Genomic DNA, 14687 nt, shown 5'->3' on the forward strand with positions numbered 1-14687 from the left:
CGTCGAATCGTCCGAATCGACGATGGGGCCTCGAATTCAAAGAAGAAGGAGACAGGCATGAGCAAACCGAAAGTCATCGTGACCATCGCGCCGACGGGTGGCATGGCATTCAAGTCGCAGAATCCCCATCTGCCGACCCAGCCCGACGAGATCGCGCGCGACGTCTACGACTGCTACAACGCGGGCGCGAGTGTCGTGGCCATCCATGCGCGTCGTCCCGGCGACGACGGCGCGACGTGCGACCCGGCGATCTATCGCGACATCAACCGCCGCATTCGCGACAAGTGCGACATCGTCATCAACAACTCGACGGGCGGTGGCGTGCACGGCGAGATGATCGGTCAGGCGGACAACGGCTATTGGGAAATCCTCTGGGAAGAGCGCCTGAAGGGGATGGATGCCGGTGCCGAGATGTGCACGCTCGATGCCACCACGATCATCGCGAGCTTCGGTGGCAAGGAGATCCTCATGCACACGTCGCCGGAACGCTCCAGGCATCTCGCCGTCGAGATGAAGAAGCGAGGCATCAAGCCGGAGTGGGAAGTCTTCAGTCCCACACACATCGTGCAGGACCTCGCCGCGCTCACCGCTGCCGGCTTCGACGACGAGCCGTTCTTCGTGAACCTTGTGCTCGGCGTGCATCGCGGATTTCAGAACGCCATGCCATACACGCCGCGCGTACTGCAATCGATGGTCGATCTGCTGCCCAAGGGGAGCATTTTCTGTGTGAGCGGCATCGGTCCGGCGCAGCTTCCGTCGGCAATGAACTCGCTGCTGCTGGGCGGTCATGTGCGGGTGGGTCTCGAAGACAACCTGTATTACGAGCAAGGCGTGCTGGCGACGAACCAGCAACTGACGGAGCGCGTGGTGCGCCTCGTACGCGAGATGGGCTATGAGCCTGCGACGCCCGCCGAAGCGCGCGAAATCATGGGCTTGCCTCGCAATCGTGAAGTGCTGCCGGAGTTCGCCGTGCGTTGATCCGAGGTAGTGCGTCGCACGCTGTCCGGCCCCAAAAAATGAAAAGACAAGGAGACATGTCACATGGCGGCAAACAGGTTCACACGCGGTTTTGCTTTCTCTGGCGCGACACGTCGTGCGCTGTCCCTATGCGTGGCGGCGTTGTGCACGGCCACGCAGGCAGGGGCGCAGCCGGCGGGCGTCACTGTCGGCGTCACGCTCTCGACCACCGGCCCCGGCGCCTCGCTCGGCATTCCGGAGAAACAGGCTATCGGCATGCTTCCGCCGACGCTCGGGGGATTGCCGGCCCGTTACATCGTGCTCGACGACGCAACCGATCCGACCACGGCGACCAAGAACGCACGCCGGCTGGCGACGGAGGACAAGGTCGACGCCATCATCGGGTCGTCGACCACGCCGGCGTGCCTGGTGGTCGCGGCGGTTGCCGCCGATACGCGCACGCCGCAACTGGGCCTGTGCCCGTTCGTACCGAGTGCGGCGCAAATGCGCTACGTCTTCTCGCTGCCGCAGTCGGTTGCCGTCATGGCTGACGCCGTGCTCGATGACATGAAGGCCCACAAGGTGAAGACGCTGGGCTTCATCGGGTTCTCCGATTCGTACGGCGAGGCATGGCTCAAGGACATTCAGGCGCGCGCGGGCGCCCGACAGATTCAGGTGGCGCCGGTTGAGCGGTATGCCCGCAACGACCAGTCCGTGACGGCGCAGGCCCTCAAGATGATGTCCGCCAACGTGGACGCCGTCATCATCGCGGCCAGCGGCACGCCGGGGGCATTGCCGATGAGCACGTTGCGCGAGCGCGGCTACAAGGGACGCATCTACCAGACGCACGGCGTGGCGAACAACGACTTCCTGCGTGTGGCGGGCAAAAATGCCGAGGGGGCGATTCTGCCCGTCGGCAATATTCTCGTGGCCGAGCAACTGCGTGCGAATCATCCGGGCAAAGCAGTCGCCACCGACTTCGTGAAGCGTTACGAGTCGCAATACGGGGCCGGGTCGCGCAATCTGTTCGCAGGGTACGCGTACGACGCCTATCTGGTGCTCGACCGTGCCGTCGCCGTGGCGGCGAAGCAGGCACAACCGGGCACGCAGGCGTTTCGCGATGCCTTGGTGAGCGCCATCGAACAGACCCGCGGCCTTGCGGCAACGCACGGCATGATCAATGTCAACGCACAGGACCATTCGGCTTACGGCGAAGACGGTCGCGTGCTCGTCACGGTGAAGGGCGGCAAGTGGACGATCGACTGAACGCAACGGCGGCCGGCGCGCGCCGCCTGGCCAAACCGGACATCGAACGCGAGACCCGTGCCGACGGCAGCTTCGTGATTCGCTCGCGAGCCACGCTGGGCGAATTCGCGCGCAGTCCGGCCGACTGGCTCGTGCAATGGGCCACGCGCACGCCCGACGCGGTGTTCGTTGCCGAGCGGTGGCGGCCGGGCGAGGGCGCTTCGGCCTCTGACCTCTGGCGGCGCGTGACGTATCGCGACGCGCTGCGCATGGCGCGAAGCATCGGTCAGGCGTTACTGGACTTCGACGTACCCCGTAACCGGCCCGTGGTGATCCTCTCGGACAACAGCGTCAACCACGCGTTGCTCGTGCTTGGCGCGATGATGGCGGGGCGTCAGACGGCGATCGTGTCGTCCGCTTACTCGCGCGTGGCGAAGGACATGAGCAAGCTGCACGGCATTCTCTCGCGGCTCGATCCGGCGCTGGTGTACGTGGAAGATGCCGAGGACTATGCGCGTGCGCTCGCGGGGGCACCGATCCGATGTCCGATTGTCGCGACCCGCAATGCGCGGCCGGACTGGTTGCGCTTCGACGCGCTCGCCGCCGTGCCGGCATCCCCCGCACTCGATGCCGCGTTTGCGCAGGTGCGCCCGGAAGACACGGCCAAGCTGCTCCTGACATCTGGCTCGACGGGGAAACCGAAAATCGTCGTCAACACGCACCGGATGCTCGCGGCGAACCAGCAGATGATCGCGCAATGCTGGCACTTCATCGACGAGGCGGCACCCGTCGTCGTCGATTGGTTGCCCTGGAGTCATACGTTCGGGGCGAATCACAATTTCCACATGGCGTTGCGCAATGGCGGCGCGTTCTATGTGGACGATGGCCGTCCCGTGCCCGAGTTGATCGGCCGTTCGATCGAGAATCTGCGTGACGTCTCGCCCACGTTGCACTTTAACGTGCCCAAGGGGTTCGAAGCGCTCGCGCCGTTTCTGGAAGAGGACGATGCGTTTGCCGCGCGCTTCTTCGGCCGGTTGCAGGTGTTGTTCTACGCGGCGGCGAGCCTGCCGCCAGCGGTGTGGCAGCGGTTCGAGCGGTTGGCCTCCCGGCACTGCGACACGTTGCCATTCTTCACCTCCGCGTGGGGCGCGACGGAGACGTCGCCGCTCATCACCAGTGTGCATTTCCCGATTCCGGGCGCGGGCAACATTGGTGTGCCCACGCCAGGCAACGAACTCAAGTTCGTGCCCAACGGCGACAAGCTGGAGATGCGGGTGCGAGGGCCGTCGGTGTTTCACCGCTATGCGGGTGATCCGGAGGCCACCGCCAATGCGTTCGACGAAGAAGGTTTCTACCGCACTGGCGATGCAGGCCGCTTGTCCGATCCGGACGACCCAAGTGCGGGCGTGATCTTCGATGGCCGCGTGTCGGAAGACTTCAAGCTCACGAGCGGGACGTGGGTGTCGGTCGGTGCGCTGCGCCTGCGTGCCGTCACCGCACTCGCACCGTATGCGTCGGACGTCGTGATCGCAGGGCATGACCGGGACGAGATCGGGCTGCTGATCTTCCCCAGCCCTGCCATGCGCGCCAAGGCCGGTCAAACCGACGACGCGCATGCGGGCAAAGCGATGGCAATGCACGAGGAGGTGCGTGCGCTGGTGGCCCAGGCGCTGGCGCAACTTGCACAGGACGCAGGCAGCTCGCAACGGGCTGGACGCGCGGCCATTCTGGCGTCGCCGCCATCGCTGGAGCAGGGGGAGATCACTGACAAGGGTTACGTCAATCAGCGTGCCGTGCTCGCCTTGCGCGCCGAAGACGTCGCACGGCTTTACTCGGATTGCCCGTCGGTGATCCGCTTGCCGTTGCCGTAAGCCGGGTCGCAGATATCGAGAGGTTGAGGGAAGCAAACGCGCCAGTGGCCCTGAAAGCGGCTGGCGCGCGAAGCCGTTCGGAAGACGAGGATCAGGCGAGCGCTTCGCCGTGACTCTCCGGCAGGAAGAAGTAGACGATGATCGCAGCGAGCAGGAAGAAACCGGCGGTCGCCCCCAACGCAGCGCTGACATTCTCACCACGCGACAGCAGGCCGACGGCTGCCGGCGCCAGCGCGCTCGTGGCGCGTCCCGTGTTGTAGATGAAGCCCTGCGCGGTGGCGCGTACCTGCGTGGGGAACATCTCGGCGAACGTGGGCGCAAAGCCGCTATAGAAGCCCGTACCGAAGAACGCCACGACCGGGCCGAACACCAGCAACAGCATCGGTTCGCGAATCGCCACGTAAAGCGGCACCGTCACCGCCGACACGATGAAGAAGAGCAGGAACGATTTGCGGCAACCGATGCGATCGGCAATGTAACCGAAGCACACGAAGCCTGCGGCGGCGCCGATCTGCATGATGACGATCCATGTCGTGGAGCGCAGCAGATCGAACCCCGGGCCGCCCTGATCGACGGGCGTTGCGAGATACGCCGGAATCCACGTGAACAGTCCCCAATAGCCGCACATGGCCGCCGCCGTGAAGGCAAGCCCGATCGTCGTGCTGCGTGCATAGGGCCCGAAGAGCATGCCCAGCGTCTGGCCAAGCGTGAGTCGCACGCGTTGTTCGCGCCAGATCGCCGGTTCTTCGACATGGCGGCGTACCCAGAAAGCGAGCACCGTCGGCAGAAGCCCGAACGCGAACACCCAACGCCAACCGAAGTGCGGCAGGATGACGGCTGCCACGATGGCCGCGACCGCATAACCGACGGCAAAAGCGCTTTGCACCCAGGCCATGACTTTCGCGCGATGCTCGGCCGGCCACGTCTCGGTGATGAGTGCGGCGCCTGCAGACCATTCGCCGCCAATACCCAACCCGAGCAGGAAGCGGAATACGAGCAACTGCGTCACCGAATCGGCCAGGCCGCACAGCGCCGTGCCGATGGAGTAGCAGAGGATCGAGAGGATCATCGACCGGGTGCGGCCGATACGATCGGCGAGGAAGCCGAAGAACAGCCCCCCGAAGGCGGTGGCCAGCAGCGTGAGCGAGGCGATCATGCCCGCCACGCCCTTATCGAAATGCAGATCGACACTGATGTAGCGAATCACCATCGCGAACAGCATCAGATCCATGATGTCGAGCATCCAGCCGATGTAAGCCGAACCAAATGCCCGCCATTGCGCAGGGCTCGCGCCGCGATACCACGGCCGACGTGCCGTGCCCGCCGCCTTCAGAGCGGTCGTGCCAGTGTCCATTCTTGTCTCCTTCATGGAACTCGTCCTAATGTCATGTCTCATGTATCGATTATCGATACGCATGGAAATGATTTCGTTCGAATGGTAACAGCACATTCCAGCGTGGTGTGTTGTGGTAAACCATAAATGGTGCTTTGTGTATCGATAATCGATACTTTGTGTCGAGATTGTCTCGATGGTCGGGGCAATCGACTGGTCACAGGAGATCGAGAAGTGAAGCCGTTCCAATTGCGTTTGTATGAGGATGTCATCGCGCCTAACCATGCGCCTGTCTATTTGCCTGCCGCTCGCCGGACGATTTATGTCGTGCGTGGCGATGTGGCCATCGAGTTCGAGACGGGGGCGCAGCATCATCCGGCGCAGAGTGCCTGGCTAGGCGAGGACGATGTGGCGTTGATCGCGGGCAGCGAAGGGGCAACGCTGTGGCGTTGGGAGTTGATGTCGGGCGACGCGCCGACGGCGGGGGAGATTGCGTCGGCACCGGGGGCGTCGTCGACGCTCAAGATCGCGGCGCCCATTGCGCTGGACCCGCGCCAACGCTGGCTCATGCGTTGTGACAAGGTACAATTCCCCCCCGGCGGCGTGGCGCATACGCACGTGCATCAAGGGCCCGGCGTGCGATGTACGCTCGAGGGCGAGATCACGATCGAAACGCTTGGTGCGTCGCACACTCACGGGCAGGGACAGGCCTGGCTCGAACTCGGCTACGCACCGGTGCTTGCACCGACGACCGAGGCGCGCGACACGACATTCATCCGCTGTTTCATCCTGCCGCGGGCGTGTCGCAGTCGCAGCTCGATTCGTTACGTGCATCCCGAGGATGCGAACAAGAACAAGCCGCAGCGCTATCACGTGTTCGGCGAGCGTTTCATCACGCTCGACGCGCAATAGTCAGGGCGCGGCGACAGCGACAAAGGACTCTCAGTGAAACGATCGAAGGACACCCCGAACGACGCCATCCGCAGCACGCACATCGCGGCTGGCGAGCCAGGCGCGCGGAGCGGTGATGAACTCAATACGTCGTCGACGTCGGTCATTTCGCTGCGCATTCTCGAGTTGCTGGCCGAGCGCAATGCCGAGTGCGGCGTGACGCATCTGGCAGAGGCGCTCGGTGTGCCCAAGGCGCGCGTGCACCGGCATCTGACGGCGCTGCGTCAGGAAGGCTACGTTGTGCAGAACCCGCGCTCCAGCCGATATCGCATCGGCTGGAGACTCTTCCTGCTGGGACAGAAGCTGGTCAAACAGTTCGACGTGGTAAGTCTCGCGCGCCCCGTGATGGAGGAATTACGCGACGCCGTGGGCCAGACCATCGTCATCAGCTCGTTTACCGAGACCGATGTGGTTGTGCTCGACGTCATGCGCGGGCGCAGTCCGCTGGAAATCCTGCTGCATCCGGGCACGCAGTTCAAACTGCACAGCGTCGCACAGGGCAAGATCGCGCTGGCGTTCGGTGCCCCCGAGCGGCGTGAGGTGGTACTCGCTGGTCCGCTCGATGCCTGTACCCCTCATACCATCACCGATCCCATGCGTCTGTCGCACGAACTCGCGCTGGTGCGCGAGCGGGGATGGGCTGATGCGCCCGAAGAAGTGTTCCTCGGCGTGAATGCGCTTGCTGCCCCCATTGTGCAGGACGACGGTTCGCTGTTTGGCACGCTCGCCATCGTCGGCTCGATTCACTACTTGCCTGCGCATCCGAACCCGCAAACGGTGGCGGCACTCACCGACGCCGCCCGGCGCATTTCCCGCCTGCTTGGCGGCGGCCGCGCCGCCTGACGCTGCGTCGACAAGCGGGCAGACTCTCATCCAGATCAGGGGTGCACAACGCTTTTGGCAGAAGGCTTGCCGGGCAGGCATCCGAGACCTTCGAGGGTGGCGCGCACGGCGACGTCGAGCGGGGTATGCGGCTCGGATCCGAGTGCGTCGGCGAGTTGCGCATTATCCATGCGCACCGGCTGTTGCCACAGGTAGCGCATCTCGCGCAATTCGCGCAGTGTCGTAACAAAAGGCGACGCCAGCCACATCAGCCACCACGGAAAGCGGCGCGTCTTGACGTCGATGCCGTGGCGCGCCATCACCTGCGCGATCGCGGCAGCCATCTCCGTACCGTCGGCGTCCCAATGACCTGCCATATGGAAGTTGGAGAAGACGTCGAGCGTGTGACGGCGCTCGATGAGCATGACCATCGCCTGGGCGACGTCGGGCAGATACGACCATTCGTGTCCCACGCCGTAAGCATTCGGCACCTTGACCACGCGAGTCGTGCGGCCCGGCTTTACGAGTCCTTGGGCGAACCAGCTATTGCGTGTTCGCGGGCCAAAGTAGTCGCCCGCCCGCACGATGATCGTCTGTACACCATTGCGGCTCGCGTCGCGCAGACGGCCTTCCATCGTCGCGCGGATTCGGCCTTTGCGCGTGAGCGGCCGTTGCGGCGCGTCTTCCCGCAAGACAGGAAAGGTCTCGGGGCCGTAGTTGTAGACCGTGCCGGGCAGCACGACGGTGGCGCCATGCCGCGTGGCGGCGGCGATCGTGTTATCGAGCATGGGCAGCACTTGCGTGTCCCAATTGCGATAGCCGGGCGGATTGACGGCATGCACGATCACATCGCAGTCGCGCGCCGCAGCAAGCACATCGTCCGCGTGCATCGCATCGCCGGCGACCCACTCGATCGCGACATGATGGGTGCCGGTACGCGGCGCGCCGCCGCGACGCAGGGCGCGCACGCGCCATCCTGCCGCGAGCAGTTGCAGCGCAACTTCGCTGCCGATGCCGCCCGTCGCGCCGAGTACCAGCGCGCGAGACACCTTGTCGCGGGATTCGTGGGTCATGGTGCTGCTCCTTGATCGTTGTCGGTGATGCCATTCTCCGCGCGAGGCAATTCAAATAAAATTGCCTGAAGTCATCTATCAGCTATACATTTTTGTATGACGAAAAATCTGAGCTGGGATCTATATCGGACGTTTCTCTGCGTGCTGACCGAGGGCTCGCTGTCGGGCGCCGCGCGGGCACTGGGCATTACACAGCCCACGGTAGGCCGCCATATCGCGGCACTGGAGGCGGCGCTGGGACAGGTGCTCTTCACGCGTTCGCAAACGGGATTGCTACCAACGGACGCTGCAGAGTCGTTGCGCGCCCATGCACTGGCGATGCAACACACGGCGCTAGCCTTCGAGCGGGCGGCGGCAAGTCATGGCGACGGGGTGAACGGTGTCGTGCGCATTTCGGCGAGCGAGGTCGTCGGTGTGGAAGTGCTGCCACCGATCCTCAGTGCGTTGCGGCGCACCCATCCGCAACTGACCCTCGAATTGGTACCCACGAACCGCATCCAGGATCTGCTGCATCGCGAAGTCGACATTGCCGTGCGGATGGCCCCCCCGCAGCAGGAAGCATTGATCGCGCGTCGCGTGGGGAACATCGACATCGGCCTGCATGCACGCGACGACTATCTGGCGCGCTACAGCACGCCGTCGTCGCTGGCCGAGCTTGCCCGGCATGCGTTGATCGGCTTCGACCAGATGACGCCGTTTCTTCGCGAAGCCACACGCAATGTGCCCCTCTGGTCGCGCGACGCCTTCGCGTTTCGTGCCGATAGCGATCTGGCGCAACTGGCCATGATCCGGGCGGGCTACGGCATTGGCGGGTGTCAGGTACCGCTGGCAAGGCACGATGCCCGGCTTGTGCGCGTGTTGCCGAATGCCTTCCGATTCAAGCTGCCGACATGGGTCACGATGCACGAAGACCTGCGTCAAAGTGCACGTTGCAAGGCGGTGTTCGACGCGCTCGTGGCCGGATTGTCCGCCTACATGGCCGGATAAGCCTGCGCTCAAATCAATGGCGGGTGGCTTCGATGAAATTTGATGATATACAATATATCAATAATTTTAACGATCACGAGACACTCACCGCGCTATGTTCGATCCTTCATTGTTCGGGCGTATGCCGCCGGATGTCATTGCGTCCGCGTTGGCTTCTGCCTCCTCACTCACACCAGCCTCGCTGGTTCCCGGCCGTCATTCGCTGGGTTTGAGCGAGCACCGCGACGCGGTGCTTTATGTGCCGTCCGACTTGCCGGCGGACAAGCCCGTCCCGCTGTTCGTGATGTTCCACGGCGCGGGGGGATTTCCGCAAAAGGTGCTGCCGTTCATCGAGCCTCATGCGGAGCGGCACAAGTTTCTCGTGCTCGCGCCGCATTCGCTCTTCCCGACATGGGACATCGTGATCGGCGGCAACGGCCCCGATCTGGAGCGCTTGCAGCTCGCGTTGAGCCATGTGGCGGCCCGGTATCGCATCGACACCGGACGTGTGGCGTTTGCGGGCTTTTCGGATGGCGCGAGCTACGCGTTGTCGATCGGTGTGACGAACGGTGACATCGCGAGTCATGTCATCGCGTTCTCGGGCGGCTTCATGTCTGTCTTCGTCCAGGAGGGGCAACCCCGCATCTTCATCGCGCACGGGCTGATCGACGAGCAATTGCCCATCGCGACAAGCGGCCGGCAGAACGCCAACAAGCTCAAGGCAGCGGGCTACGATGTGCAATACGTTGAGTTCGACGGACTGCACATCATCGAGCCGGACGTCGTGGCGCGTGCCGTCGACTTCTTCCTCATCTGAGACGCGCGCTGCCATCGGGCAATGTGCGCACGGGCCAAACGCGACACGGGGAGTGCCGTTCATGGATTTCGAAATTCCGGAGTCACTGATTCATCCGCTGATGCAACTGATCGGCGCCGATTCGCCACTGGGCAAGCAGTTGGCGGCCTACGGCGTGTGCCGCGGCAACATGATGGTGTCGAGCGAATGGTTCGATGCCAAGTCGCTCAATACGCTCTATGTCCTGAGCAAGACACAGAACGAACGTGCGTTGATGTTTCAGATGCTCGCGCTCGACAATGTCTACAACGCGCCGCAGGCACGCGTGATTCCGGATCTGGACAAGCTGGTGCCGGGGCTGGTGGCATATCTGTCGCGCAACGTCATCGACGGCTGGGTGTACCAGCGTCATCGAGACGGCGCATTGCTGCCGTGGCTGGTGCGCCGTCTGCGCTATGTGGAACCTGAGCAGGGCTCGCCCTACGTCGTCATGGACATGTTGGCGAACACGATGCAGTCGGCCAATTCGAATCTGACGGAGCATCGTCTGCGCCGCTCGGGCATGACCACGTCACTGGTCTTCACGCGCGAGGACATCGCCAATCGCACCATTCCGGAGTTGCTCGCGGAGTTCGGTTTCTACAAGGAGTGCGCCGAGTTCAAGCACGAGTACGAGCAGCATGCGCAGCGGTTTCTACGTGTGCAGCGCGCGTTCGGCGCACAGTTCGTGCTTCGCCGCGCGGCGTTCTCGGTCGATTCGAAGGGGGCGACGGAGTTGATTCGGGTGGTGGAGGGCACGACGGCGAAGTGTGTGAATGACGAAGCGCGTCTGGAGCGCAATTTCGAGATGTCGTGCGACGCCGAGTTCTGGCGCAAGGCACAGATCGATCACGCCTTCGAGATGATTCCGTTGCATTGCTATGTGCACGTATTCCATCTGGACTGGCATCGTAATCTCTGGGTGCATGTGCAGAACATGATCGAGTACGAGTACCAGCCGGGTCTGCGCGACAAGCTGGTGCTGCCTGCGCATCATCACGATCTGATCGACATCCTGACGTCGAACATGGACGTGATGATGCCGGACTTCGTCCCCGGTAAATCGGGCGGTGCGACGATTCTCTGTCAGGGGGCGCCCGGACTGGGCAAGACGCTCACGGCGGAGATTTACTCGGAGGTTGTCGGCAAGCCGCTGTACCGCGTGCATTCGGGGCAATTGGGGACGACGGCGGCGTCCGTGGGCGCCGCACTCATGAGTATTCTGCGTCGCGCGATGTCCTGGAATGCGATTCTGTTGCTCGATGAAGCCGACGTGTACATCCGCCGGCGCGACAACGATCTCGAACACAACGCGATCGTCGCCGAGTTCCTGCGCTCGCTGGAGTATTTCCACGGATTGTTGTTCATGACGACCAACCGGATCGGCGATGTGGACGACGCCATCCTGTCGCGCTGCATCGCGACGATTCACTACGAGTTACCATGCCGGGAGGATGCGCGGCGGCTCTGGCGAATGCAGGCCGAGCAGGTGGGCGCTTATCTGGACGACGCGTTGATCGAATCGCTCGCCAGCCGCTATCCACAGGCGAGCGGACGCGATATCAAGGAACTGATGAAGCTCGCGAGCCGCTACTGCAAAGTCAAGGACACGCCCTATACGGAGGACGTATTCAAGCTATGTGGGCTCTTCCGCGGTTACGGCGATTGAGGTGAGCGTGGCACGATCACACGCAACGTCCCCTCCCGCAGTGCGGCGAATTGCGGTCATTCCGATGCGTTGTACGGGCCGACTTGTTGACCGTGCTGGAGTGATGGTTGCGCGCTCGCGCCGGACTCTGCAGCGTCAAATTTCGTGCATCAAAAAGCTCAGCTTCTTGAAAACTTGAAATTTCGACATATTGAAGTTGCGGTGGCAACAGTTCTCCGCGATCAGCCGGGCCACCTCAACAACGCTTCGAATTTCCGGTTGCGGCGACGTTCCAGCGATGTAGCAATGACAGTCGGGCTTTGAAGCGCAATTTCTAATTCTTCAATTAAACGCTGCGCGACTTCATGCTCCTGCCCCGGGTGCAAATTACACGGATCGAGAAAAAACCATCCGTGCTCAACTTCATGATCACGCACACTCACAGGTTTATCGCCGCGCATAAGTGCATCTGCCAAATCCCAAGCGGTAATTCTCGCTTGTTCCGGATTCACTTTTACACGTAAGCGATTCAGCGGATTTCCCGTCGGATCTGGCACAGTGTCTGTACTGATCCCCGGCCGTCCTGCCAGAGCGTTCGACCAAAGCTGCAAATACGACATCTCCTTGTTGGCCACGGCCAGATGATCGCGTTTCGCCCATGCTTGCAACGCGGCCATCGCACCGATAATTCCTTCTTTGCCGACTTTCATTGCGCGACCGATACCCGAATTTTGTAGATAAGCGTCGCGAATCAGTTGATGATGTCCGGCGACAATTCCAGCAGTCGGGCCACCCAGAAATTTCTGCGCCGAATACAGAACGATATCCGCACCATCACGAATGAACTTCTTGAGGTCGTATTCAGATGCTGCATCAACAATGACTGGCACCCCCCGTTCATGGCAAACAGCCGAGAATTCATCAAGCGGCATCAGCCCATACTGCACAGCATGATGCGACACGACATAAACAGCGCACGCGGTCCGTTCCGTTATCGCGGCATCGAGTTGATACCGGCGTGCAAACGTCGCCTGCCCAACTTGAATAACTTTCGCACCGGAAAGCCTGATGCCCTGCTCAATTGGCGCACCGTAATGCACCATATGGCCGGTCATTACCACGACTTCGTTTTTCAGCCCAGTTGTATCCGGCAATTGTTCGATTGCGGCAAAATCCGGCCCCGTCATGGCACCGGCCACGGCCACGGTAATTCCAGATGCCGCCGACGACGTGATAAACCCCGCTTCGGTTCCGCAGGCTTCGGCAATCACGGCGGATGCCTTGCGTTGCAGGTCGTCCATCTCGACAAACTGAGGAAGCAGGGCCGCCATGGCATCGCGTGCCTTTTTCACGACGACGGATGCGCCCAGATACGTCATCGTGCCGTTCACGTTGATCACCTGGCGCAAGCCGAGTTGCGGACGAATATCGGCGGGTTGCTGCTCTTGGTTATCGCTCATTCGTTATATCCCGACATGATGTATCATCTTCCATAATTACGTAATAGCTTACGCAAACCTAGCGTGCTCGTACCGGCCCTGTAGTGGGTGAATCCGCATCGTAACCTCCTATGACCGCACCATCAGACGTAGATCGCAAGCCCGCAACACGAAAAGCGCCGCGTGCGAAGCAGGCCGAAGCCGCGCCCAAGCGCAGCCGTGTCGGGACCCTGGACCGTGTACTGCAAATTCTTGACTACCTCTACGAAGCCGACACGCCTGCCGGACCCTACGCGATCGCCAAGGCCATCGGCGCTCCCGCGACGACCGTCTACCCACTGATCGACGGACTTCTGGAGAAGGGGCTTTTGGCCCGGGGACCGAACCGAACGGTCTGGCTCGGTCCCCGACTTCATTACTATGGCCTTGCGTTTGCGCGTCGTACCGATTTCCTGACCGTTGCGACATCACAGATGCACCAATTGTGTCGGTCGCTATCGGAAACCATTCAGATCTGCGGCCGTGAAGGCGACCATATGGTCGTTCTGGCCGCAGCGGAAGGTCCCGGGCATTTCCGTATTTCCTCGCAAGTCGGATCGCGTGTTCCGTTGAACTGGACCGCTTCCGGCCGACTGCTTGTCGGTCATCTGCCGCAGGCAGAACGTGTGGCGCTGTTCGAACATTGTTCGCGTATTTCTCCGACCGGGGCTGCAAAAACGGATGCGCGCACGTTGAGCAAAGAGGCCGCCAGCGCATTTCAATCCCGCTTGTCGATTGCGATCGGGGAATCCGATTTCTCAATCGCGTGCGTTGCTTCTCCGATTTGCGATGCACAAGGTCAACCCCTGGCGACTATTTCGATCGTGCTTCCGATTCAGAAACTGCAAGAGGATCAGAAGCGCTATACCGAAGCCGTGCGAGAGGCGGCGGATGCAATCGAGCGCAGTATTGGTGCGCAAGACCTGCAATCGTTGGCTTGAATCAGCCACCTCAGCCGGCTGTCGATCGACGCTCATCTACCGCCGTGGGCAATCGCCGTCAATCGACAGCGACGATCGCTTCAACTTCCACCGTAATATTGGCAGGCAAACTCGCGATTCCGATCGCCGATCGCGCGTGAATACCTGATACGCCGAATACGCGGCCCATCAAATCCGAACACCCGTTGATCACCTTGTGGTGCTCATCGAATTCGGGTGTTGCGTTGACGAATCCCAGCAACTTGACGATGCGACGAACCCGGCGAAGGTCGCCGAGCGCTTCATGCATGACGGCCAGCAGATTGATGCCTGTCAGCCACGCATGCTGATAGGCATCGCCCACCGTCACACCGTCGCCCAATCGGCCCGAGTGCAAGCGGCCATCGGTGTGCGTCGGACCCTGGCCCGACAGGAAGAGCAACGAACCTTCAAGGACATGGGTGACGAAATTCCCGATCGGTTTCGGTTGAATGGGTAACACAATGCCCAGTGCTTTGAGCTGATCGTACGGGTTTTCCTGCCGCTGCATTTCCGGGGCGTCAATCCAGCCGCCCAGCGGTTCATTTT

At 62.0% G+C, this 14687-nt stretch carries 13 protein-coding genes; 9 read left to right on the plus strand and 4 right to left on the minus strand.

The window, feature by feature from the left end; translation table 11 throughout:
- Positions 1-57 precede the first annotated feature (57 nt).
- From PHO31112_RS18410 to PHO31112_RS18420, 3 genes are all read left to right on the plus strand, one after another.
- Positions 58-978, plus strand: coding sequence for a beta-keto acid cleavage family enzyme (locus PHO31112_RS18410; RefSeq protein WP_150621797.1), 921 nt, complete (start codon positions 58-60; stop codon positions 976-978).
- Between the two features lie 63 nt (positions 979-1041).
- A complete protein-coding gene (locus tag PHO31112_RS18415) occupies positions 1042-2223 on the plus strand; it encodes an ABC transporter substrate-binding protein (protein WP_150621798.1) in 1182 nt (393 codons plus the stop codon).
- Complete coding sequence (locus PHO31112_RS18420; protein WP_150621799.1) at positions 2208-4073, plus strand: feruloyl-CoA synthase; 1866 nt, start codon at positions 2208-2210, stop codon at positions 4071-4073. Before PHO31112_RS18415 ends, PHO31112_RS18420 begins: the two co-directional genes overlap by 16 nt.
- A 91-nt stretch (positions 4074-4164) precedes the next feature.
- On the opposite strand, the gene PHO31112_RS18425 is transcribed toward PHO31112_RS18420, so the two are convergent.
- Positions 4165-5427, minus strand: a complete 1263-nt coding sequence (locus PHO31112_RS18425) for an MFS transporter (RefSeq protein ID WP_150621800.1) — start codon at positions 5425-5427, stop codon at positions 4165-4167.
- Between the two features lie 213 nt (positions 5428-5640).
- Between PHO31112_RS18425 and PHO31112_RS18430 the strand changes: the two genes are divergently transcribed.
- A complete protein-coding gene (locus PHO31112_RS18430) occupies positions 5641-6318 on the plus strand; it encodes a cupin domain-containing protein (protein ID WP_150621801.1) in 678 nt (225 codons plus the stop codon).
- A gap of 33 nt (positions 6319-6351) precedes the next feature.
- Positions 6352-7200 carry an IclR family transcriptional regulator gene (locus PHO31112_RS18435; protein WP_150621802.1) on the plus strand — a complete coding sequence of 283 codons (849 nt, stop codon included), beginning with the start codon at positions 6352-6354 and terminating at the stop codon, positions 7198-7200.
- A gap of 35 nt (positions 7201-7235) precedes the next feature.
- Here the strand turns inward: PHO31112_RS18435 and PHO31112_RS18440 are convergent, their stop codons facing one another.
- Complete coding sequence (locus PHO31112_RS18440) at positions 7236-8252, minus strand: NAD-dependent epimerase/dehydratase family protein (RefSeq protein ID WP_150621803.1); 1017 nt, start codon at positions 8250-8252, stop codon at positions 7236-7238.
- 96 nt (positions 8253-8348) lie between these two features.
- Between PHO31112_RS18440 and PHO31112_RS18445 the strand changes: the two genes are divergently transcribed.
- The 3 genes from PHO31112_RS18445 (at position 8349) to PHO31112_RS18455 (ending at position 11722) form a co-directional block, all read left to right on the plus strand.
- Positions 8349-9239, plus strand: coding sequence for a LysR family transcriptional regulator (locus PHO31112_RS18445; RefSeq protein ID WP_150621804.1), 891 nt, complete (start codon positions 8349-8351; stop codon positions 9237-9239).
- Between the two features lie 94 nt (positions 9240-9333).
- Positions 9334-10035, plus strand: coding sequence for an alpha/beta hydrolase (locus PHO31112_RS18450; RefSeq protein ID WP_150621805.1), 702 nt, complete (start codon positions 9334-9336; stop codon positions 10033-10035).
- 61 nt (positions 10036-10096) lie between these two features.
- Positions 10097-11722 carry an AAA family ATPase gene (locus tag PHO31112_RS18455; protein WP_150621806.1) on the plus strand — a complete coding sequence of 542 codons (1626 nt, stop codon included), beginning with the start codon at positions 10097-10099 and terminating at the stop codon, positions 11720-11722.
- Between the two features lie 221 nt (positions 11723-11943).
- Here the strand turns inward: PHO31112_RS18455 and PHO31112_RS18460 are convergent, their stop codons facing one another.
- A complete protein-coding gene (locus tag PHO31112_RS18460; protein WP_150621807.1) occupies positions 11944-13161 on the minus strand; it encodes an aminotransferase class V-fold PLP-dependent enzyme in 1218 nt (405 codons plus the stop codon).
- Positions 13162-13271: 110 nt separating this feature from the next.
- Between PHO31112_RS18460 and PHO31112_RS18465 the strand changes: the two genes are divergently transcribed.
- Positions 13272-14120 (plus strand): IclR family transcriptional regulator, encoded by an 849-nt coding sequence (locus PHO31112_RS18465; RefSeq protein WP_150621808.1) that lies wholly within the window; start codon positions 13272-13274, stop codon positions 14118-14120.
- A 58-nt stretch (positions 14121-14178) separates the two neighbouring features.
- Here PHO31112_RS18465 and PHO31112_RS18470 read toward each other — a convergent pair whose 3' ends face one another.
- Positions 14179-14649 carry a RidA family protein gene (locus PHO31112_RS18470; protein WP_150621809.1) on the minus strand — a complete coding sequence of 157 codons (471 nt, stop codon included), beginning with the start codon at positions 14647-14649 and terminating at the stop codon, positions 14179-14181.
- Positions 14650-14687: the final 38 nt, after the last annotated feature.

Source organism: Pandoraea horticolens, from assembly GCF_902459555.1.
GTDB lineage: Bacteria > Pseudomonadota > Gammaproteobacteria > Burkholderiales > Burkholderiaceae > Pandoraea > Pandoraea horticolens.